The sequence below is a fragment of the Leisingera aquimarina DSM 24565 genome (assembly GCF_000473165.1).
Taxonomy (GTDB): domain Bacteria; phylum Pseudomonadota; class Alphaproteobacteria; order Rhodobacterales; family Rhodobacteraceae; genus Leisingera; species Leisingera aquimarina.
The window spans coordinates 3292171-3312185 of sequence record NZ_KI421504.1 but is presented as its reverse complement, the minus strand read 5'-3'; the positions used below and the strand labels follow the sequence as shown (position 1 = coordinate 3312185).

Below are 20015 nucleotides of genomic sequence, written 5' to 3'. Positions count from 1 at the left end.
AACGGGAGTCGCGCGTATGTGATAAGCCTGATATAGGAGATGTCCATTCTAAACTAAGTGGTTTAGTTCACATTTCTTGCTTTTCTGGCGTAATTGCCGGCGTTTCTGGTGCAAACGGGCCACTTGGCTTGAGCTTTGAGCCGGGTTAAGAGGGGCGCAACGCATTCAATACCGGTTTGGACGGAACGTCCGGGCTGCGCATATCAGGGGCTTTTCATGAGCGATACCGACAGCTTTATCGATGAGGTGACCGAAGAGGTCCGCCGTGACCGGCTTTTCCTGATGCTGAAACGTTACGGCTGGATCGGCGGCGCTGCGGTGGCGTTGATCGTCGGCGGTGCTGCCTTCCGAGAGTACAGCAAGGCACAGGATCAGGCGGCGGCCGAAGCATTGGGGGATGCGATCACCGCGGCGCTGGAGATTGACGGCAGCGGCAGCCGGTCCGAAGCGCTGGCCGCAGTTTCAGCCGAAAGCGCAGGCGGCGCGGCCATTCTGAAAATGCTTGAGGCGGGCGCGCTGGCGGATGCGGGTAAGTCTGCTGAAGCGGTCGCGCAGCTGGAGGCCGTAGCGGTCAATGGTGAGTTGCCGCTGATTTACCGCCATATTGCCAGCTTTAAGGCGCTGACCCTGCAGTCCGGAACCCTGAGTGTCAGCGACCGGCGTCTGCAATATGAGGCGCTGGCCCAGCCTGGCGCGCCGCTGGCACTGCTGGCATCCGAACAGCTGGCGCTTTTGGATATTGAAGAGGGCAACAGCGCTGCCGCAATCACCCGGCTTCGCGGGATTGCGACGGATGCGGCTGTGAGTGCAGACTTGAAAGAACGTGCAACTCAGGTGATTGTGGCGCTTGGCGGCTCCATCGAGGATGCCTCTGCGCCTGAGGGGTAAGGCGCTCCGCGGATGGGAACTTGCGGAACACGAACGGCAGACAGGGCAGGGCAATGACAAAAAACAAAACTTTCTCCCGGGCACGGGCATTTTTGTGCGGCACCGCGGCGGTGGCAATTCTGGCCGCTTGTTCGGAGGAGGAGATCATTCTGCGCGGCGAACGCGAGGACATCCGCCCGGAGGCCGCAATTGAGGTGGTCAACCAATCCCGTGCGATTTCCTTGCCCAAGCAAGTGTCAAATGCAAGCTGGGCCCAGGGCCATGGTGCCGAGGCCGGCCGCACATCGCATCCGGCGCTGTCGGCGGCGCCGCAGCGGATCTGGTCCGCGTCCATCGGTGACGGCGACGGGCGCCGCCAGCGCATCACCGCAACGCCGGTTGTCGGCGGCGGGCGCATTTACGCGCTGGACAGCGCAGCACAGGTCTCGGCGGTGTCGCCGCAGGGGCAGGTCTTATGGCGCAGCACGCTGATCCCGGCAGCCGATGACGAGGGCCAGGCCACCGGCGGCGGATTGGCCTATGATGACGGTGTTCTTTACATCTCTTCCGGTTATGGCGTGCTGACAGCCCTGGATGCTGCCGATGGCAGCCTGATCTGGCGTCAGGAACTGGACGCCACCGGATCCGGCCAGCCGCGGGTCAGCGGCGGGCTGGTCTATCTGGTCGCGGGGGATGACACCGGCTGGGCCGTCAAGGCCAAGGACGGCCGCATTGCCTGGCAGATCGAAGCTTCGCCCTCGGCGTCGAACATCCTTGGCGCGCCTGCACCTGTGGTGACCAATGATCTGGCGGTCTTTGCCTTTGGGTCCGGCGATCTGATCGCCACTTTCCGCCGCGGCGGCCTGCGGCGCTGGAGCGCCTCGGTTTCCGGCCAGCGCACCGGGCAGACCTTGTCGCGGATCAGCGATGTGACCGGGGCACCGGTGGTCGCGGGCAAGCGCCTTTACGCAGGCAACAACTCGGGCCGCACCGTGGCGATCGATCTGGAAACCGGCGACCGGCTGTGGACCGCGCGCGAAGGCGCCTCTGGAACCGCATGGCCCGCAGGCGGCAGCCTGTTTCAGGTGAGTGACATCAACCAGCTGCTGCGTCTGGACGGCGGCAGCGGCGAGGTGGTCTGGGCAGTGGATCTGCCCGGGTTTCTGAAAGACAAGCCGGGCAAGCGCGGCAAGATCCATGTGCATTACGGCCCCGTTCTGGCGGGCGGGCAGATCATTGTCGCCTCCAACGACGGCCTGCTGCGGTTCTTCAACCCGCAGGACGGAAGCCTGATCCGCACCGCCGAGGTGCCGGGCGGCGCCACCACCGCACCGGTTGTTGCAGGGCGGACGCTGTATGTGGTTTCCTCCAAGGGTGAATTGCTGGCATACCGCTGAGCAGTGTTTCCGGGTGGCGGATGCCGCCCGGATGCGTTATGAGCCGCGTCTGAATCGCAGAAAGCTGGTCTGATGTCCTTTACCCTCGCCATCGTGGGCCGTCCCAATGTGGGCAAGTCCACCCTGTTCAACCGCCTTGTCGGCAAAAAGCTGGCCCTGGTCGACGACCAGCCGGGTGTCACGCGCGATCTGCGCGAAGGCGAGGCGCGGCTGGGCGATTTGCGGTTCACGGTGATTGATACCGCGGGTCTGGAAGACGCCACTGACAACTCGCTGGAAGGCCGTATGCGCCGCCTGACCGAGCGGGCGGTGGATATGGCCGATATCTGTATGTTCATGATCGATGCGCGCACCGGCGTGACACCGACCGATGAGCTGTTTGCCGACATCCTGCGCCGCAAATCCGCCCATGTGATCCTGGTTGCCAACAAGGCCGAAGGCAACGCCGCAGAAGCTGGCGTGCTGGAGGCCTACAGCCTGGGATTGGGCGAGCCCCTGCGCTTGTCCGGCGAGCATGGCGAAGGGATGCCGGATCTTTATTCGGTCCTGATGCCGCTGGCAGAGAAGTTTGAATCCGAGGCGGTGGATCATTCGCCGGTCACCGATGTGGTGCTGGACGAGGAAATCGGTGAGGACGACATTGAAAGCATCCCCGAGCCGACCGATGCCAAGCCGCTGCAGGTTGCCGTTGTGGGCCGCCCCAACGCGGGCAAGTCGACGCTGATCAACAAGATCCTGGGCGAGGACCGGCTGCTGACCGGACCTGAGGCCGGTATCACCCGTGACGCGATCTCGCTGCGGATGAACTGGAACGGCGTGCCGATGCGGGTGTTTGACACGGCCGGCATGCGCAAGAAGGCCAAGGTGCAGGAAAAGCTGGAAAAGCTGTCCGTTTCCGACGGCCTGCGCGCGGTGAAATTCGCCGAAGTCGTTGTGGTGTTGCTGGATGCGGATATCCCGTTCGAACAGCAGGACCTGCGGATTGCCGACCTGGCCGAGCGCGAGGGCCGCTCGGTTGTTGTGGCCGTCAACAAATGGGACATCGAAGACAACAAGCAGGAAAAGCTGCGCGACCTGAGGGAAGCCTTCGGCCGCCTGCTGCCGCAGCTGCGGGGCGCGCCTTTGGTAACGGTTTCGGCTAAAACAGGCAAGGGGCTGGACCGGCTGCATGATGCGATCATGCGGGCCTATACCGTGTGGAACCGCCGGGTGCCGACCGCGGCACTGAACCGTTGGCTGGTTGGCATGCTGGAGCAGCACCCGCCGCCAGCGCCTCAGGGTAAGCGGATCAAGCTGCGTTACATGACCCAGGCCAAAAGCCGCCCGCCGGGGTTTGTGGTGATGTGCTCGCATCCCGACAAGCTGCCGGAAAGCTATAACCGGTATCTGGTCAACGGCTTGCGCGAGGATTTCGATATGCCCGGCACGCCGATCCGGTTGTATATGCGCGGACAGGGCGACAAAAACCCTTATAAGGGCAAGCGCGCCAAGAATGCCGGCGCTTTGGCCAAGCATTTGAATAAGCGCGGCGGCGGATCCAGCTAGGGAAAGGCGCTCCCGCCCGGCCCGCGGCATTCACAGAATACCTTGGCCCGTTGGGCCCGGCGCCGCCCCGACGGGCGGCGTTATTGCGTTTCACAGGGGTGAGCGGCCTTTTGCCTGCTAATTCCCGGGGATCGTCTCCCTGTGTTTCCTTCCCTGCTGCAGATTGATACCCTTCAAGTTGAATGGATTATGCTGGGTAACCTTGTTTTTGCACAAGGCGGCGTTATCTGGACATTTACTTCGGACGGGATGCGCGGTTTGCACAGCTGTCACGCATCGGCTTTAGGGACGGGTTCATGGATCTGAGGGCACATACGCGTCAATTCACGCAGCCGGATAACCGACTGGCGTCGCTCAGCTATTTTGGCACATTTGCAGTCTATTTTGCGGCGCTTGCCGTGGCCATTTCCTTTGCGGACCGCTGGTATGTGATGCTGCCGGCAGGTGTGGTTTTTGCGTTTGCCGCAGTGCGGCTTTATGTGTTGCAGCATGACACCGGGCATCATTCGCTGTTTGAGACCCGGACCCAGAATGAGATTGCCGGCCATGTGCTGTCGCCCTTCACCTTTGCGCCGTTTGAGGTGATGAAGCAAAACCACAATCTGCACCACTCCAACATCGGCAACCTGGAACACCGGGAGACAGGTGAGATCCACACCATGACGGTGCGGGAATGGGCCAAGGCCGGGGTCTGGGACCGGCTGGGTTACCGCCTGTACCGCAATCCGTTTGTGCTGGTGCCGCTGGGGGCGGCGTTCACTTATTTCATCCGCTACCGCTGGCCCAAGAATACCGGGCGTTTTGGTGCGCTGGGGGTGGTTCTGCACAATCTGGTGATTGCCGCATTGCTGGTGCTGCTCTACCGGGCGGCGGGGATGAACGGGATCTGGGTCTGGCTGGCGTTTTCGTTCCTGGGCGGCATGATCGGTGTTTTCCTTGTCTACCTGCAGCATAATTTCGAGGACACCTATTGGGACCGCCGTCCGGACCTGAACCCGCAGGTGGCGGCGCTGCAAGGATCCTCCTGCCTGGATTTCGGCTGGGTCTTCGACATGGCGGTGGCCAATATCACCCTGCATGACATTCACCATTATAACGCCCGCATCCCGTCCTACCGGCTGCGCCAGTGTCACTACAGCCTGCCGCCGGAACTGGGGCTGCGCCGGATTAAATTTGGCGAAGCAGTGCGGGCGCTGACGCTGAAGCTGTGGGATGAGGACAAGAAATGCCTGGTGCCCTTTCCGGGCTGAGGGGGCCGCTATTGCAAGGGGTCGCAGCCAGCACTGATGGCCCATTTTCATCTGGTCTGGCCGACCGCTGCTGCACAGCATCACGGGTACCGGAGCCAGACAGGCGGTGATATTGCTGGAGCCTGCCACGGCTCAGGCGGCTGCGTCCGCCGGTCCGGGCGTGCTAAAATAGAAGGAGACCCGGTCCGTGAACGGAAAGGTGCCAGAGAAGAAAGTGGCAAACCCACCCGCTAATAAGGCATCTGATGCGCTGAAGGGGGAGCTGAACGCCAAGCTGGAAGCCGCCGAGGCCGCGCGCCGGGCAGCCGAGGACAAGGCCGCCAAAGCGCAGGCCAAGGCCCGTAAAGCCAAGCGGAAAACGGCGCAGCTGGCGGTGGAATTTGCAGCGGCAAGAATTAAAGCCAAGCAGAAGGCCAAGAAGGTCAAAGCGAAAGCGAAAAAAGCCATCGAGAAAGAAAAGGCAAAGGCCCAGGCTATTCTTGCAGCCAAAGGTGCCAGCAAGAAGAAGGCGAAGAAGTAGCGCTCAAAGCGTTGAGTGAATAGAAAAAACCGGCACCCATAGGGCGCCGGTTTCTATTTTTGCGCTGGCGTTTGGTTCAGGCCAGCGCGCCATCCGCGGTCAGGGTCAGCTTGCCGCCCAGATAAGGTGCCAGCACCTCTGGCAGTTTGACCGAACCGTCCGCCTGCTGCCCGTTCTCCAGCACTGCAATCAAGCAACGGCCCACTGCCAGGCCGGAGCCGTTCAGCGTGTGCAGGAACTGCGGCTTGCCGCCATCGGCGGGCTTGAAACGGGCATTCATCCGGCGGGCCTGGAAATCGCCGCAGACCGAGACCGAAGAAATCTCGCGGTAGGTTTTCTGACCGGGCACCCAGACCTCGATGTCGTGGGTCTTGCGGGCGCCGAATCCCATGTCGCCAGTGCACAAAACAATGGTGCGGTAGGGCAGTCCCAGCCGCTCCAAGATGTTTTCGGCGCAACGAGTCATGCGCTCATGCTCTTCACCGCTTTTGTCCGGATGCGTGACCGAGACCATTTCGACCTTTTCGAACTGGTGCTGGCGCAACATGCCGGAGGTGTCCTTGCCGGCCGAACCGGCTTCGGAACGGAAGCACTGGGTGTGTGCCACATAGCGGCGGGGCAGGTAGCCTTCCTCAACTGTCATGCCATTGACGATGTTGGTCAGCGTGACCTCGGCAGTCGGAACCAGCCACCAGCCGTTGGTGGTTTTATAGCTGTCCTCGCCGAACTTGGGCAGCTGGCCGGTGCCATACATCATCTCTTCGCGCACCAGAACCGGGGTCCAGGCCTCAGTCAGGCCGTTCTCGTCCACATGGGTGTTGATCATGAACTGTGCCAGCGCGCGGTGAATACGGGCTACCGCACCCGACAGCACCACAAAGCGGCTGCCCGAGAGCTTGGCCGCAACCTCAAAGTCCATGCCGGGCTTCACGCCTTCGATCTCGAAATGCTCCATGGCATCGAAATCGAGTTCCTTTGGTTCACCCCAGCGGCGGATTTCGACGTTGTCGTCTTCATCCTCGCCCAGCGGCACCTCATCGAACGCCAGGTTCGGGATGGTCATCAGCATATCGGTCAGCTGCTGATCCAGCGCCTTGGCCTCAGTGTTCATCGCCGCCACTTCGGCCTTCTTCTCGGCCACCAGTGCGCGCAGGCGTTCAAACTCGGCCTCATCGCCGCGGCCTTTGGCAGCGCCGACTTCCTTGGAGGCCTTGTTCTGCTGGGCCTGGGCGGCTTCTGCCGCCTGGATCTTGGCGCGCCGCGCCTCATCCAGTTCGAGAATCCCGGATGACACGCCCGCATCCCCGCGCCGCGCCACAGCGGCGTCGAATGCGGCAGGGTTTTCGCGGATAGCGCGGATGTCATGCATGAGAGTCTCTCCTGGCGTTGAATTGTGATTTGAATCAGTAGGCCCATCCTATGACGCAAGGGTGAACAAAGGGGAAGGGGCGGGCACGGTCTATATGCAACTTGGGGATTCCGGGCACTGGGCGAGCGGATTGAAGGGCTCTTGCGGGCGTGGCGTCCAGGCAAACCTGCAACGGCCTAACCTTGCTGCGCTTTTGCTTGGCGCCAGCCTTGCAACCCATCCCCCCAGCGCATAGGTTCCGCTGCAAAATTCCGGCGTGAAACCTCAGGCCGCTTTGACAGAAGGAATATCCCATGGACAGTGGCGCAATCGCCCAATTTCTCCCGCTTATTCTGATCTTCGCGATCATGTACTTCCTGCTGATCCGTCCGCAGCAGAAGAAGATGAAAGAGCATCAGAAGATGGTCGACCAGCTGCGCGTGCGTGACCAAGTAGTGACCCAGGGCGGTCTGATCGGCAAGGTCTCCAAGGTCAAGGAAGATGGCGAGATCGAAGTGGAAATCGCTGATGGTGTGAAAGTGCGCGTTGTCAAGGCGACCATTGCCCAGGTGCTGAGCAAAACCGACCCGGTGTCGTAAGCTTAGACCAATAACTAAATGAAAAGGCAGGGCAATGCTGCAAATTGATCTCTGGAAGAGGGTGCTGATCTGGTTGGTATGCGCAGCTGGATTGATGCTTGCCCTGCCAAACGGATTTTACACACGCGTCGAACAGGCCAACGACGCCGCGGCGGATATTGTCGCCAAGGGCGAGACGCCGGAGCGGCTGGAGGCAGTCGGCCAATGGCCCTCGTTCCTGCCGTCCGGGCTAGTGAATCTTGGTCTCGATTTGCGCGGCGGCGCGCATCTGCTGGCAGAAGTGCAGGTCAGTGACGTCTATGAGGCGCGGATGGATGCGCTGTGGCCGGAGGTGCGTGATGCGTTGCGGCCCGAGCGCGGCACCGTCGGCACTTTCCGCCGCCAGCCGGGGCAGGCGGATCAAATTCGCGTGAAAATCACCAAGCCCGAAGGCATGGCCCGGGCGCTGGAGGTCGTGCGCGAGCTGGCCAATCCGATTACAACATTGACCGGTGTGGGCGCCAACGACATTGAAGTTTCCGCCGAAGCCGACATCCTGGTGGTGCGCTTGAGCGAGGCAGAGAAGATCGCCTCGGACGACCGCACCGTGCGTCAGGCGCTGGAAATCGTGCGCCGCCGGATTGACGAGGTCGGCACCCGCGAGCCGACCATCCAACGCCAAGGCGCTGACCGCATCCTGATTCAAGTGCCGGGCATTGGTTCCGCCTCGGAGCTGAAGGCGATCATTGGTACCACCGCACAGCTGACCTTTAACCCGGTTGCCGGCCGCGGCAGCGATGCAGATGCTGCACCGGGGATTGGCAATAAGATCATCCCGTCGCTGGACGAGGACGGCATCTACTATACCATCGAGGCGGCCGCAGTCGTGACTGGCGAGGACCTTGTGGATGCGCAGCCCTCGTTCGACCAGAACGGCCGGCCTGCGGTGACCTTCCGCTTCAACACCTCGGGTGCGCGGCGGTTCGGCGACTACACGGCGGAAAACATCGGTTCGCCCTTTGCGATTGTGCTGGATGACGAGGTGGTTTCCGCCCCGGTGATCCAGTCGCATATTCCTGGTGGTTCGGGGATTATCACTGGCAATTTCACCATTGAGGAGAGCACCAACTTGGCTGTTCTGTTGCGCGCAGGCGCACTGCCTGCCGGATTGGAGTTCCTGGAAGAACGCACCATCGGCCCTGAACTGGGCCAGGACAGTATTGACGCCGGCAAGATCGCTACCATCGTGGCCTTTATCGCGGTGCTTGTGTTCATGGGGCTCAGCTATGGTCTGTTTGGCCTCTTTGCCAATGTGGCGCTGATCCTGAACATCGCGCTGATCTTCGGCATGCTCAGCCTCATTGGCGGCACCCTGACGCTGCCGGGCATCGCCGGTATCGTTCTAACCGTCGGCATGGCGGTGGATGCTAACGTGCTGATCTTTGAACGTATCCGCGAAGAGCTGAAGGCAGGGCGCGGCCCGGCCAAGGCCATCGACGAAGGCTACTCCAAGGCGCTGAGCGCCATTCTCGATGCCAACATCACCACATTCATCACCGCGGTGATCCTGTTCGCCATGGGCTCCGGCCCGGTGCGCGGCTTTGCGATCACCCTGGGGCTGGGTATCATGACCTCGGTATTCACCGCGATCTTTGTCACCCGCCTGATCGTCATCATGTGGTTTGAACGGCGCCGTCCGAAAACGATTGAGGTGTGATATGCGGCTGAAACTTGTTCCCGAAGGCACCTCCTTCGATTTCTTCAAACGCGCCAAGCTGTGGCTGGGCATCTCTGCCCTGATGATGGTGGTTGGTTTTGCCTCCTTCCTTCTGCAGGGACTGAATTTCGGCATCGACTTCCGCGGCGGCACCACCATCCGTACCGAGGCAACCGAAATCGTGGACGTCGGCGCCTACCGTGATGCGCTGTCGGTGCATGACCTGGGCGATGTGTCGATCACCGAGGTTTTCGATCCGGCTTTCGAAGAGGACCAGCACGTCGCCATGATCCGCATTCAGGCGCAGGAAGGCGGCGAGGCGATCTCGGGCGAGATGATCGAGACGCTGAAAACCTCGCTGGACGCGGTGGCGCCAGGCATCAAGTTTGTCTCGGTCGAATCCGTGGGCCCAAAGGTGTCTGGCGAGCTGATCCAGACTGCGGTAATCGCCGTGGTGCTCGCCATTGCAGCGGTGCTGGTGTACATCTGGCTGCGGTTTGAATGGCAGTTTGCCCTCGGCGCTGTCGCAGCGCTGGTGCATGACGTGGTGCTGACCATCGGCGTGTTCTCCGAACTGCAGATCAAGTTCGATCTGGCCATCATCGCAGCCCTGCTGACCATCGTCGGTTACTCACTGAACGATACGGTGGTTGTGTTCGACCGGGTGCGCGAGAACCTGCGCCGCTACAAGAAGAAAGACCTGGCCGAGGTTTTGAACATCTCGATCAACGAGACCCTCAGCCGGACGGTGATGACCTCGGTCACCACGCTCTTGGCGCTGATCTCGCTTTATGTGCTGGGCGGTGACGTGATCCGCGGCTTTGTCTTTGCGATGATCTGGGGTGTTCTGGTCGGGACCTATTCGTCCGTGTTCGTTGCCTCCACTATTCTGCTGAAACTGGGAGTGAAGCGCGACTGGTCGAAACAGGCGAACACCACCGGCAATCAGTTCTCGAATATCGATGCTTGAGGCCTTTCAGGCAGCCCTGCAAACACCAGGGCTGTTCTGGCTTTTGCTGACTATTGGAGCCGCGGGTCTTGTCCGCGGCTTCACTGGTTTTGGCACCGCGATGATCTTCGTCCCCGTCGGCGCGCAGTTCCTGCCGTCGGCGGATGTGGTGTTTCTGATGGTGCTGATGGGGGTATTTTCCACTATCACCCTGTTCCCGCAGGCCTGGAGCAAGGCCGACAAGGCTGAGGTTGGCGCGCTGGCGATGGCCGCTGCTGTCACTGTGCCCGCCGGCCTGTGGGTCATGTCGCAATTGGATCCGCTGACCCTGCGCTGGCTTGCTGCCGGGGTGATCGGGGTGACATTGGCCGCCGTGGTTTCCGGCTGGCGCTGGCAGGGGCGGCTGGGCTGGCCCGGCCGGTTTGCCATTGGCGGCGCTGCCGGCGTTGTTGGCGGCATGACCGGCCTGACAGGACCTGTGATTATTGTTTTCTATCTCGCCAATGTGCGTGACGTGGCGCGGGTGCGGGCCAATACAATTGTCTTCCTCGCTGCACTGGATGTGGTGATTGCTGTCAACCTGATCTTTGGCGGACTGGCCAGTCTGCAGGCGGTGATCCTGGCTGCACTGCTGGGTATCCCCTATGTTGTCACCACGCTGACCGGCAAGGCGCTGTTTGATCCCAAGCTGGAGAAGCTTTACCGCTTTGCCTCCTATTCCGTGATTGCGCTGGCCGTGCTATCCAGCCTCCCGGTATTCGACTGAAAGGACCCCGCTGATGCGCTTGAATGAAGTGAGTTTTACCGACGCGCAGCCGATTGACGGTTATGGCGCCGGGTTCTTCCGCATCGGCGGGGAGGTGCATCAGGGGGCAGTGCTGACTTCGGCTGCGGGAACCTCCCCCTGGGGCGGTTATGCGGATGACACGCCGCTGCTGGCTTTGGCCGGGGAGATAGACGTGCTGTTCATCGGCACCGGGGCAGAGATCGCCCATATCCCGGCAGAGCTGCATAAGGCGCTGGAGGAGGCCGGGCTGGGAGTGGAGGCAATGAACTCTCCCGCGGCCTGCCGCACCTACAATGTGCTGCTGTCCGAGGGGCGCCGGATTGCGATGGCGGCGCTGGTGGTCTGACTTTCTGAAGATGTATTTGACCTGCCGCAAAGCGGGACGCGGCTGCATGGTCTTTTGATGCGCGGGCACAACGGGATAAGCGAACTTCATGACACTGACTGTGACGGATCTGAGCGTGGCGCGCGGTGGCATCCCGGTGCTGGAGGGCCTCAGCTTTGCGCTGGAACCCAGCAAGGCGCTGATCCTGCGCGGCCCTAACGGGGTCGGCAAGACCACGCTGCTGCGCACCGTTGCAGGCCTGCAGCCGCCGCTGAAAGGGCAGGTCGAGGGCGCCGAGGACCAGATCGCTTATGCCGCCCATTCCGACGGGCTGAAGCCAACGCTGACGGTGGCAGAGAACCTGACCTTCTGGGCCAGCGTCTTTGGCAGAAATGGGATTGAACAGGCGCTGGACGGCTTTGATCTGCTGACCCTGCGCGACCGCCAGGCAGGTGCCTTGTCTGCGGGGCAGAAACGCCGCCTGGGCCTCAGCCGGATGTTGGTCACGGGCCGGCCCATCTGGATCATGGACGAGCCGACGGTCAGCCTCGACACCAGCTCCGTCGCCATGTTTGCCGGCGCCGTGCGGGCGCATCTGGGGCAGGGCGGTTCAGCCCTGATCGCCACCCACATCGACTTGGGGCTGGAGGCGGAGGTGCTGGATGTCGGCCCTTACAAGGCCAAGCCTCTGGCGCTGGATGACTTCGACGGAGGTTTCCTGTGATTGCGCTTCTTCTGCGGGATCTGAAGCTCGCCTTCCGGGCGGGCGGCGGTTTTGGCCTGGGTCTTGCATTCTTTCTTATCGTGACGGTGATGGTGCCTTTCTCTGTCGGCCCGCAGTCCGATCTTTTGTCCAAGATCGCACCGGGTGTTTTGTGGCTGGGCGCGCTGCTGGCGTGCTTGCTGTCCCTCGACCGGCTGCTGGCACTGGATTGGGAGGACGGCTCGCTGGACCTGCTGGCCACTGCGCCGCTGCCACTGGAAAGCACCGTCACCATCAAAGCGCTGGCCCATTGGATTACCACCGGCCTGCCGCTGGTGATGGCCGCACCGGTACTGGGGGTGCTGCTGAACCTGCCGGTGCAGGGCTTTCAATGGCTGCTGATCTCGCTGTTGCTGGGCACGCCGGCACTGTCTGTCATCGGCACCTTCGGCGCCGCGCTGACCGTCGGGCTGAAACGCGGCGGTCTGCTGATGTCGCTTTTGGTGATGCCGCTGTATGTGCCCACGCTGATCTTCGGATCCGAAGTGGCCCGCCGCGGCGCCGAAGGCATGGCTGTTCAAACACCGATGCTGCTGCTGGCCGGCATCTCCGCTGCCTCCATCGCCCTCTTACCCTTTGCAAGCGCCGCTGTCCTGCGCGTCAATTTGCGCTAGGACATTTGCCGACGCCGTGAATTGAGAAACCCGAGAACAAGAGCTAAATAGCCAACATGTCGATCTGGGAATACGCCAACCCGAAAAAGTTCCTGGCCACCACCGAAAAGGTGATGCCGGCCCTCTGGGTCAGCTCTGCGGTGCTGATTACTGTAGGCCTTGTCTGGGGTTTCTTCTTCACGCCGGACGATTACCGCCAGGGCTCCACCGTCAAGATCATCTTCCTGCATGTGCCCTCGGCGCTGATGGCAATCAACGCCTGGTTCATGATGCTTGTGACCTCGCTGGTCTGGGTGATCCGCCGCCATCACGTCAGCGCGCTGGCGGCCCGTGCCGCCGCACCGGTGGGCGTGGTGATGACCGTGATTGCGCTGATCACCGGCGCGATTTGGGGGCAGCCGATGTGGGGCACCTGGTGGGCCTGGGACCCGCGGCTCACTTCCTTTCTGGTACTGTTCCTGTTCTACTTGGGCTATATTGCCCTGTGGGAGGCGATCGACAATCCCGATACCGCCGCGGATCTGACCTCGATCCTCTGCCTGGTGGGCTCGGTCTTTGCAGTGCTCAGCCGTTATGCTGTGAACTTCTGGAACCAGGGGCTGCATCAGGGGGCGTCGCTGTCCCTGGATGAAAAGGAAAACGTGGCCGATGCGTTTTCCAACCCGCTTTATGTCTGCATGGCAGGGTTTGTGCTGTTGTTCCTTGCACTGGTGTTCTACCGCACCGGAACTGAAATCCGCGCCCGCCGCATCAAGGCATTGATGGCGCGCGAACGGCTGGAGGCGTGATGCCTGATCTTGGAAAATATGCCGATACGGTGCTGTCGGCCTATGGTGCCTCGCTGCTGCTGCTGCTGGCGCTGGTGGTGCTGACAATCCTGCGCGGCCGAAAAGTGCGCCGGGAGATGGAAACCTTGGAAACCAGGATGAAGCGCAATGGCTAAGATCTCTCCGCTGATGGCGGTCCCCGGTATCGTGTTTGCGGGATTTGTCGGTCTCGCCCTGGTGGGCATGTTCCGCGAGGATCCCAACAGCCTGCCGTCTGCCCGTGAAGGACAGCCCGCGCCGCCGGTGGTGCTGGACGAATTCCCCGGCAAGAAAATGTTCACCGACGCCACCCTGCGTGACGGCAATGTGAAGCTGGTGAACTATTGGGCCAGCTGGTGCGCGCCCTGCCGGGCCGAGCATCCGAACCTCGAGGCGCTGTCCACAGAAGGGATTCCGGTCTATGGCGTTAACTACAAGGATCAGCTGGCCAATGCCGAGGGTTTTCTGAACGAGCTGGGCGACCCCTACGCTGCGATCGGTCGCGACGAAAAAGGCCGCATGGCAATCGACTGGGGGCTTTACGGCGTGCCGGAGACCTATGTGGTGGATGGAAACGGCAAGATCGTGCTGCGGTTCGCCGGCCCGATCACCCAGCGCGTGATCGAAAGCACTCTGCGTCCGGCGATGGAGAAGGCGGCTAGTCAATAGACAGGCGTCAGTATCTTAGCCCGTGCCATGCAAGGTGAAGCTGCGGAAATCCGGTTCCTTCGACGACAGCGCATAGGCTAGCTGCAAGTCTTCTTGCTTGGAACGCCAAATCAGATACTCGCTGAACGCCTCCGCGTCGGTCCATCTTTGAAAGACCGAAATCTCGTCCCTGTCCGGGGCGAGCAGTGTTTCGGCTTGCAGGCATCCCGGAAAGCTGCGGACTGCCACCACCATCTGTTTCACAAGAGCTGTCAGCTCGGTGTATTTACCGGGCAGCGGGTGCAATTGAATGATCACGGCTTCCGTCACGAAACGCTCCATGTTGCAGCGGGCAGGGCCAGCTTGACGGGGATCAGGAAATTTCTGGTAAATTTACGCAGGCGTCAACTGAAAATGCTGAGATCCAGCGTCAGACCTGTTCCCAGCCAGATCGCGTGATCCCGATGATCTGCCAGGGCGTCGCCGGTTTCCGGATGGGCAAAGACAATCAGGCCATCGCGGTTCAATGCCAGCCAAGGCAGCAGCTTGGAAAACTGCTCCGGGCTGGCCGCCAGCTGGCAGGACCATCTAGGATGCGGTCCGACGGGCTTTTCATGCATGCGTCCCATCTCTGCTCCAAAGAGCCCGGCAGCGCGCTGGCAAAGAGCGCGGGCCTGCGTAACGGTGTTTTCGTCAAAGTAGATGTGGGCGTGATAGCCTGTGATGCTGTCTGAATGTTTCATGCCACCACTTTTTCCGGGGTGTCCATCCAAGGCAATCCAGAGATTGCGAACAGTCAGTGTGCAAGGCAAAACCCGGCGGGGCGGGCGGTGATGCAGCGCTTTCAATACGAAGGCCGGGGTCTTATGGCACTGAAAAGGTCCGGAAGTCCTGCTCCCGCCGCATGGTGGCGCTGCGGGCGTCCAAATCGCCGCGGTCGGCACGCCAGACCAAGTATCGCTCTAAATGGTCATTGGACTCCCATAGGTGGAAAACGACGATTTCAAAACGCGTGCGGTTGATACCGGCATGGGCTTCAATGCAGCCAGGAAAACAGCGCGTTTCCGGAACCATGTTCAGAACCGCTTCAACGTGTTCGTCGAATGTGTCTATGTCCGGGTAAACGACTGCTATTACAGCTTCTTTCATGTATTGGAACCCGGCCGATAAAGGAGTGTCGCGAGGAGTAAAAGATGTATCCAGAATCAATGTTTACACAACTGAACCGGACGGTATAGCAGGTATTGGCGTCAGGAGTGTATCGCTTTGGTTGTGCATGTGCCCGATCGGGAGAACGCTAATTTCCATTACAGGTTCTTTCATTTAACTGTGGGATAGGTTGGAAGCGTAAGGCAAGCGGGAGCGGCAATTTGCAATCCCGTTAAACTGAATGCCGCGCGTATGGAGAAGGCCAGGAGAGTGGAAAAGCCGACTGGGTTCATCAAAGCGCTGCTGGCATGCTTTGCTGCCTTTTGCGGGCTGGCAGACACCGCGCGTGCCGACTCTGTACTGACCTTCTGCTACGACCCCTATCCGCCCTATACGCTGGGAACCGGCGGCATTCCCGACGGCGGGCTGAAGGTCAAGCTGCTGGAGGCCGTGACGGACCGGATTGACGGGCTAAGAGCTGTTGTTGTTCTGCTGCCTTGGCAGCGCTGCCTAGCACGTGCTCAATCCGGCGAAGCCGACGGCATCCTTCCGTTGTTTAAATCCACCGCGCGCGCTTCCTATCTGGCCTTCACAGAGCCGACCTTTTTGCAGACCAACACATTCTGGTACAACCGTGAACGCTATCTGCAAGGGCTGGATCTGGACAAAGGATATTCGCGGATTTCCCGGCTGCGGCTGGGAATGGTGAACGGCAGCGTGATTGATCAGGAGATGGAACGCGCCTTTGAAAGCAACAACCGGATCGTTCGCGGCGGCGATGTGGAAGGCCTGATGCAAATGCTGCTGTTTGATCAACTGGATCTTATCGCAATTGATGATGCGGTCGGACGGTACCACGTCGTGCAAAACGGCTGGCAGGACAGAATTGCGGCTGTTGCCACTCCGATTTCCAGCACCTATTCGCATTTTGGCCTGTCGCGGAGTTCCGGCGCAGATGCTTATCTGGATGTGTTCAATCGGGCGATTTCCGAATTGCAGGCAGATGGCACGATTGCAGAGATCCTGAACAGCACCATCTTCGCCCGGTAGCCGGGACAGATTGCTTTAGCCCTGACGTAAGCAGGGCGCCCGTTTGGGCGCCCATTAATATGTTGTCTTAGCTGCCTTACGACTTGGCCAGGTTGCGCAGCACATAGTGCAGCACGCCGCCATGTTCGATGTATTCGATCTCAGGCGCGGTATCGATGCGGCACTTCAGGGTGATCTCTTTCACCGAACCATCCGCCATGGTGATCGCGCAGGGCACGTCCTGCAGCGGCTGGATGGAGTCCAGCCCAGAGATCGATACGGTTTCCTCCCCGGTCAGGCCCAGCGATTTGCGGCTGTCGCCACCGGTGAATTCAAACGGGATTACACCCATGCCAACCAGGTTGGAACGGTGAATACGCTCAAACGATTCAGCGATCACAGCCTTGACGCCCAACAGCGCGGTGCCTTTGGCCGCCCAGTCGCGCGAGGAGCCCGCGCCGTACTGTTCGCCGCCGAACACCACCAGCGGGGTGCCTGCTTCCTGATGCGCCATCGAGGCATCAAAGATCGAGGTCTGTTCGCCATCTGGGCCTTTGGTGTAGCCGCCCTCGACGCCGTCCAGCATCTCGTTCTTGATGCGGATGTTGGCGAAAGTGCCGCGCATCATGATCTCGTGGTTGCCGCGGCGCGAACCGTAGGAGTTGAACTCGCGCGGCTGCACCTGACGCTCCAGCAGATACTGGCCTGCGGGCGTGGTGGTTGCGAACGAACCTGCGGGCGAGATGTGGTCGGTAGTGACCATGTCGCCCAGAACCGCCAGAACCTTGGCATCTTTGATGTTCGAGATGGTGCCCGGCTCAGTGCCCATGCCCTGGAAGTAGGGCGGGTTCTGGATATAGGTCGACGCGGACGGCCAGTCATAGGTTTCCGCATCGGTGGTCTCGACCGCCTGCCACTTCTCGTCGCCCTTGAAAACGTCGGCGTATTTCGACTGGAAGGCTTCGCGGGTGACGGTTTGTTCAACCAGCTCCGCAACTTCCTGGGTCGAGGGCCAGATGTCTTTCAAATAGACGTCATTGCCGTCCTTGTCCTGGGCGATCGGGTCGGAAGCCAGGTTGATGTCCATGGTGCCGGCCAGTGCATAAGCGACAACCAGCGGCGGCGAGGCCAGGTAGTTGGCGCGTACGTCAGGCGAAATGCGGCCCTCAAAGTTGCGGTTGCCCGACAGCACCGAGGTCGCCACCAGATCGCCTTCGGCAATCGCCTCGGAAATCTCCTGCTGGATCGGGCCGGAGTTGCCGATGCAGGTGGTGCAGCCGTAGCCAACCAGGTTGAAGCCGACCTTGTCCAGATCCTCCTGCAGGCCTGCGGCCTCCAGATAAGCGGACACGACCTGCGAACCCGGTGCCAGCGAGGTCTTGACCCAGGGCTTGCGGTCCAGTCCCAGTGCGGCTGCCTTGCGCGCGACCAGGCCTGCGCCGATCATCACATAGGGGTTGGAGGTATTGGTGCAGGAGGTGATGGATGCAATGACCACCTTGCCCGATTCCATGGTGTAGTCTTCGCCTTTGACCGCGACTTCCTTGCCCATGGGACGCTTGAAAGTTTCTTCCATCTCTTTCGAAAAGGCGGATTTGGCACCGGTCAGCGCGACATAATCCTGCGGGCGCTTCGGGCCGGAGATCGCAGGCACGATGCTGCCCATGTCCAGCGAAAGGGTGTCGGTGTAGACCGGGCTGTAGTCGGCGCCGCGCCAGAAGCCGTTTTCCTTGGCGTAGGCCTCGACCAGCGCGATGCGGTCCTCGTCGCGGCCGGTGTTGCGCAGGTAGCGCAGGGTCTCATTGTCGATCGGGAAGAAACCGCAGGTGGCGCCGTACTCAGGCGCCATGTTGGCGATGGTGGCCCGGTCTGCCAGCGGCAGGCGGTCCAGGCCGGTGCCGTAGAATTCGACGAATTTGCCAACCACGCCCTTGGCGCGCAGCATTTCCACCACTTTCAAAACCAGGTCGGTGCCGGTGGTGCCTTCGACCATCTGGCCGGTCAGCTCAAAGCCGATAACCTCGGGGATCAGCATCGAAATCGGCTGGCCCAGCATCGCGGCTTCAGCCTCGATCCCGCCGACGCCCCAGCCCAGAACCGCGGCGCCGTTGACCATGGTGGTGTGGCTATCTGTGCCGACCAGGGTATCCGGGTACGCGACTTCCTCGCCGTTCTGGTCTGTGTCGGTCCAGACAGTCTGGGACAGGTATTCCAGGTTCACCTGGTGGCAGATGCCGGTGCCCGGCGGCACAACGCGGAAGTTGTCAAAGGCGTTCTGGCCCCATTTCAGGAACTGGTAGCGCTCCATGTTGCGCTCATACTCGCGGTCCACGTTCATCTGGAACGCACGCGGGTTGCCGAACTCATCAATCATCACCGAATGGTCGATGACCAGGTCAACAGGGACCAGCGGGTTGATCTTGGCTGCAGAGCCTTTCAGGCCAACGATGCCGTCGCGCATGGCCGCCAGGTCCACAACGGCGGGAACGCCGGTGAAATCCTGCATCAGCACGCGGGCAGGGCGGTAGGCGATCTCGCGCGGGTTTTTGCCGCCCAAAGCACCCCATTCGGCAAAGGCCTTGATGTCATCGGTGGAGACGGAAAAGCCGCCGTCCTCAAACCGCAGCATGTTTTCCAGCACCACCTTCAGCGCGGCGGGCAGCTTGGAAAAATCGCCAAAGCCGGCTTCGGTGGCTGCGGGTATGGAGTAATAAGAGATCGACTTGCCATTGACGCTGAGCGTTTTGCGCGCTTTGGCATTGTCCTGTCCGACGGTGATAGGCATGTTTGGCCTCCCTCAAGGATTTGAAATCGGGGAATTCGCTGCCTGCTAAATGCATGAGGAAGATTAAGCATTCAATAGCCCAATCGCCGCAGGGGGCGTTTTTGTATGCAATAGTACACATTTTTTGCGGTCCAACGCGGCCTCCTCGTTCAAACCCGGCTCAAAAATGATTGATTGGCGTATTCGCAGGCACATCTTTAGACCAGAAGCCTAACAAACGAAGCGGGCGATTCATGAAACTTCTGGCGTCGATCATTGCAGCTTGGTGCCTGGCACTGCCGGTTTACGGCCAATCCGCTGCGGAACCTGTGGTGGTAGAGCTTTATACATCGCAAGGATGTTCATCCTGCCCGCCGGCCGACGCATTGCTGCATAAGCTGGCTGCGCGCGAGGATGTGCTGCCGCTGGCACTGCACGTGGACTATTGGGATTACATCGGCTGGAAGGATCAATTCGCCAAGCCGTCCCATACCAAGCGTCAAAAGGGCTATGCGCATGCGGGCGGCCGCAGGATGATATACACGCCGCAGATGATCATCATGGGTCAGGATGATGTGATCGGCGCCGATGCAATGAAGGTAACTGATGCCATCGGAAAATATCAGTCCCAGCCGCGCCCGGTCACGCTGTCGGTTGAGCGGAGCGGGGAGGAACTGGTGATCCGGCTGCAGCCTCGGGTGCAGATGGGGGACGCGAGGCTGCTGGTGCAGCTGGTGCGCTACACGCCCGAAAGATCCGTCAATATCACCCGCGGTGAACTGGCCGGCAAGACCTTGAGCTATTCCAATGTGGTGGAAGACTGGCAGATCGCTGCAGAATGGGACGGGGCGGGGGATTTGGAACTGTCAGTTCCGGTGCCGGGAAACCAGCCCGCGGCTGTACTGGTGCAAGAGGCGCCATTCGGCCGTATCATTGCTGCGGCCCGCGCCGAATAGCCG

At 60.8% G+C, this 20015-nt stretch carries 22 protein-coding genes; 17 read left to right on the top strand and 5 right to left on the bottom strand.

Annotated features, from left to right (window positions below; all coding sequences use genetic code 11):
* Nucleotides 1-216 precede the first annotated feature (216 nt).
* The 5 genes from AQUI_RS0120555 (at nt 217) to AQUI_RS28530 (ending at nt 5579) form a co-directional block, all read left to right on the top strand.
* On the top strand, nt 217-888 hold the full coding sequence (locus tag AQUI_RS0120555; RefSeq protein WP_027259187.1) for a hypothetical protein: 672 nt from the start codon (nt 217-219) through the stop codon (nt 886-888).
* A gap of 53 nt (nt 889-941) precedes the next feature.
* Entirely contained in the window at nt 942-2264 is a 1323-nt protein-coding gene (locus AQUI_RS0120550) for a PQQ-like beta-propeller repeat protein (protein ID WP_027259186.1), read from the top strand.
* Nucleotides 2265-2336: 72 nt separating this feature from the next.
* Entirely contained in the window at nt 2337-3809 is a 1473-nt protein-coding gene (gene der, locus AQUI_RS0120545) for a ribosome biogenesis GTPase Der (RefSeq protein WP_027259185.1), read from the top strand.
* Nucleotides 3810-4105: 296 nt separating this feature from the next.
* The gene (locus AQUI_RS0120540) at nt 4106-5059 is read left to right on the top strand and encodes a fatty acid desaturase (protein ID WP_027259184.1); all 954 of its coding nucleotides are present in this window, start codon (nt 4106-4108) and stop codon (nt 5057-5059) included.
* 187 nt (nt 5060-5246) lie between these two features.
* Nucleotides 5247-5579 carry a hypothetical protein gene (locus tag AQUI_RS28530; protein WP_051371950.1) on the top strand — a complete coding sequence of 111 codons (333 nt, stop codon included), beginning with the start codon at nt 5247-5249 and terminating at the stop codon, nt 5577-5579.
* Between the two features lie 76 nt (nt 5580-5655).
* On the opposite strand, the gene serS is transcribed toward AQUI_RS28530, so the two are convergent.
* Nucleotides 5656-6948 carry a serine--tRNA ligase gene (gene serS / locus AQUI_RS0120530; protein WP_027259183.1) on the bottom strand — a complete coding sequence of 431 codons (1293 nt, stop codon included), beginning with the start codon at nt 6946-6948 and terminating at the stop codon, nt 5656-5658.
* 293 nt (nt 6949-7241) lie between these two features.
* Between serS and yajC the strand changes: the two genes are divergently transcribed.
* The 10 genes from yajC to AQUI_RS0120480 all read left to right on the top strand — a co-directional run bounded on the left by yajC (nt 7242) and on the right by AQUI_RS0120480 (nt 14135).
* Nucleotides 7242-7526 carry a preprotein translocase subunit YajC gene (gene yajC / locus AQUI_RS0120525; protein WP_027259182.1) on the top strand — a complete coding sequence of 95 codons (285 nt, stop codon included), beginning with the start codon at nt 7242-7244 and terminating at the stop codon, nt 7524-7526.
* Between the two features lie 34 nt (nt 7527-7560).
* On the top strand, nt 7561-9222 hold the full coding sequence (secD, locus tag AQUI_RS0120520; protein ID WP_027259181.1) for a protein translocase subunit SecD: 1662 nt from the start codon (nt 7561-7563) through the stop codon (nt 9220-9222).
* Between the two features lies 1 nt (nt 9223).
* Nucleotides 9224-10192 (top strand): protein translocase subunit SecF, encoded by a 969-nt coding sequence (gene secF / locus AQUI_RS0120515; protein ID WP_027259180.1) that lies wholly within the window; start codon nt 9224-9226, stop codon nt 10190-10192.
* A complete protein-coding gene (locus AQUI_RS0120510; protein WP_027259179.1) occupies nt 10185-10937 on the top strand; it encodes a TSUP family transporter in 753 nt (250 codons plus the stop codon). Before secF ends, AQUI_RS0120510 begins: the two co-directional genes overlap by 8 nt.
* Before the next feature lie 13 nt (nt 10938-10950).
* Complete coding sequence (locus tag AQUI_RS0120505; RefSeq protein ID WP_027259178.1) at nt 10951-11304, top strand: Mth938-like domain-containing protein; 354 nt, start codon at nt 10951-10953, stop codon at nt 11302-11304.
* A gap of 88 nt (nt 11305-11392) precedes the next feature.
* Nucleotides 11393-12007, top strand: a complete 615-nt coding sequence (gene ccmA / locus AQUI_RS0120500; protein WP_027259177.1) for a heme ABC exporter ATP-binding protein CcmA — start codon at nt 11393-11395, stop codon at nt 12005-12007.
* Complete coding sequence (ccmB, locus tag AQUI_RS0120495; protein ID WP_027259176.1) at nt 12004-12660, top strand: heme exporter protein CcmB; 657 nt, start codon at nt 12004-12006, stop codon at nt 12658-12660. Before ccmA ends, ccmB begins: the two co-directional genes overlap by 4 nt.
* 56 nt (nt 12661-12716) lie before the next feature.
* On the top strand, nt 12717-13448 hold the full coding sequence (locus AQUI_RS0120490) for a heme ABC transporter permease (RefSeq protein WP_027259175.1): 732 nt from the start codon (nt 12717-12719) through the stop codon (nt 13446-13448).
* Nucleotides 13448-13603 (top strand): heme exporter protein CcmD, encoded by a 156-nt coding sequence (gene ccmD / locus AQUI_RS0120485; protein WP_035920135.1) that lies wholly within the window; start codon nt 13448-13450, stop codon nt 13601-13603. Before AQUI_RS0120490 ends, ccmD begins: the two co-directional genes overlap by 1 nt.
* Nucleotides 13596-14135 (top strand): DsbE family thiol:disulfide interchange protein, encoded by a 540-nt coding sequence (locus AQUI_RS0120480; protein ID WP_027259173.1) that lies wholly within the window; start codon nt 13596-13598, stop codon nt 14133-14135. The genes ccmD and AQUI_RS0120480 overlap by 8 nt, the downstream gene beginning before the upstream one ends.
* A 15-nt stretch (nt 14136-14150) precedes the next feature.
* Here the strand turns inward: AQUI_RS0120480 and AQUI_RS0120475 are convergent, their stop codons facing one another.
* The 3 genes from AQUI_RS0120475 to AQUI_RS0120465 form a co-directional block, all read right to left on the bottom strand.
* Nucleotides 14151-14444, bottom strand: coding sequence for a putative quinol monooxygenase (locus AQUI_RS0120475; protein WP_027259172.1), 294 nt, complete (start codon nt 14442-14444; stop codon nt 14151-14153).
* Between the two features lie 74 nt (nt 14445-14518).
* A complete protein-coding gene (locus AQUI_RS0120470; protein WP_027259171.1) occupies nt 14519-14857 on the bottom strand; it encodes a DOPA 4,5-dioxygenase family protein in 339 nt (112 codons plus the stop codon).
* A gap of 121 nt (nt 14858-14978) precedes the next feature.
* Nucleotides 14979-15263, bottom strand: coding sequence for an antibiotic biosynthesis monooxygenase (locus tag AQUI_RS0120465; protein ID WP_027259170.1), 285 nt, complete (start codon nt 15261-15263; stop codon nt 14979-14981).
* A 270-nt stretch (nt 15264-15533) separates the two neighbouring features.
* Here AQUI_RS0120465 and AQUI_RS0120460 point away from each other — a divergent pair, with 270 nt between their 5' ends.
* Nucleotides 15534-16313, top strand: coding sequence for a substrate-binding periplasmic protein (locus tag AQUI_RS0120460; RefSeq protein WP_027259169.1), 780 nt, complete (start codon nt 15534-15536; stop codon nt 16311-16313).
* A gap of 76 nt (nt 16314-16389) precedes the next feature.
* Here AQUI_RS0120460 and acnA read toward each other — a convergent pair whose 3' ends face one another.
* A complete protein-coding gene (gene acnA, locus AQUI_RS0120455) occupies nt 16390-19077 on the bottom strand; it encodes an aconitate hydratase AcnA (RefSeq protein WP_027259168.1) in 2688 nt (895 codons plus the stop codon).
* 233 nt (nt 19078-19310) lie between these two features.
* Between acnA and AQUI_RS0120450 the strand changes: the two genes are divergently transcribed.
* Complete coding sequence (locus AQUI_RS0120450; protein WP_027259167.1) at nt 19311-20012, top strand: DUF1223 domain-containing protein; 702 nt, start codon at nt 19311-19313, stop codon at nt 20010-20012.
* Nucleotides 20013-20015: the final 3 nt, after the last annotated feature.

Excerpts from the sequence above, each read along its gene's own strand:
- AQUI_RS0120555 (WP_027259187.1), top strand. The coding sequence starts at position 217 with ATGAGCGATACCGACAGCTTTATCGATGAGGTGACCGAAGAGGTCCGC.
- AQUI_RS0120465 (WP_027259170.1), bottom strand. The coding sequence starts at position 15,263 with ATGAAAGAAGCTGTAATAGCAGTCGTTTACCCGGACATAGACACATTC.
- AQUI_RS0120550 (WP_027259186.1), top strand. The coding sequence starts at position 942 with ATGACAAAAAACAAAACTTTCTCCCGGGCACGGGCATTTTTGTGCGGC.
- der (WP_027259185.1), top strand. The coding sequence starts at position 2,337 with ATGTCCTTTACCCTCGCCATCGTGGGCCGTCCCAATGTGGGCAAGTCC.
- AQUI_RS0120510 (WP_027259179.1), top strand. The coding sequence starts at position 10,185 with ATGCTTGAGGCCTTTCAGGCAGCCCTGCAAACACCAGGGCTGTTCTGG.
- serS (WP_027259183.1), bottom strand. The coding sequence starts at position 6,948 with ATGCATGACATCCGCGCTATCCGCGAAAACCCTGCCGCATTCGACGCC.
- yajC (WP_027259182.1), top strand. The coding sequence starts at position 7,242 with ATGGACAGTGGCGCAATCGCCCAATTTCTCCCGCTTATTCTGATCTTC.
- AQUI_RS0120540 (WP_027259184.1), top strand. The coding sequence starts at position 4,106 with ATGGATCTGAGGGCACATACGCGTCAATTCACGCAGCCGGATAACCGA.
- ccmA (WP_027259177.1), top strand. The coding sequence starts at position 11,393 with ATGACACTGACTGTGACGGATCTGAGCGTGGCGCGCGGTGGCATCCCG.
- ccmD (WP_035920135.1), top strand. The coding sequence starts at position 13,448 with ATGCCTGATCTTGGAAAATATGCCGATACGGTGCTGTCGGCCTATGGT.
- AQUI_RS0120470 (WP_027259171.1), bottom strand. The coding sequence starts at position 14,857 with ATGAAACATTCAGACAGCATCACAGGCTATCACGCCCACATCTACTTT.
- AQUI_RS0120505 (WP_027259178.1), top strand. The coding sequence starts at position 10,951 with ATGCGCTTGAATGAAGTGAGTTTTACCGACGCGCAGCCGATTGACGGT.
- AQUI_RS0120490 (WP_027259175.1), top strand. The coding sequence starts at position 12,717 with ATGTCGATCTGGGAATACGCCAACCCGAAAAAGTTCCTGGCCACCACC.
- AQUI_RS0120450 (WP_027259167.1), top strand. The coding sequence starts at position 19,311 with ATGAAACTTCTGGCGTCGATCATTGCAGCTTGGTGCCTGGCACTGCCG.
- acnA (WP_027259168.1), bottom strand. The coding sequence starts at position 19,077 with ATGCCTATCACCGTCGGACAGGACAATGCCAAAGCGCGCAAAACGCTC.
- AQUI_RS0120480 (WP_027259173.1), top strand. The coding sequence starts at position 13,596 with ATGGCTAAGATCTCTCCGCTGATGGCGGTCCCCGGTATCGTGTTTGCG.
- secF (WP_027259180.1), top strand. The coding sequence starts at position 9,224 with ATGCGGCTGAAACTTGTTCCCGAAGGCACCTCCTTCGATTTCTTCAAA.
- secD (WP_027259181.1), top strand. The coding sequence starts at position 7,561 with ATGCTGCAAATTGATCTCTGGAAGAGGGTGCTGATCTGGTTGGTATGC.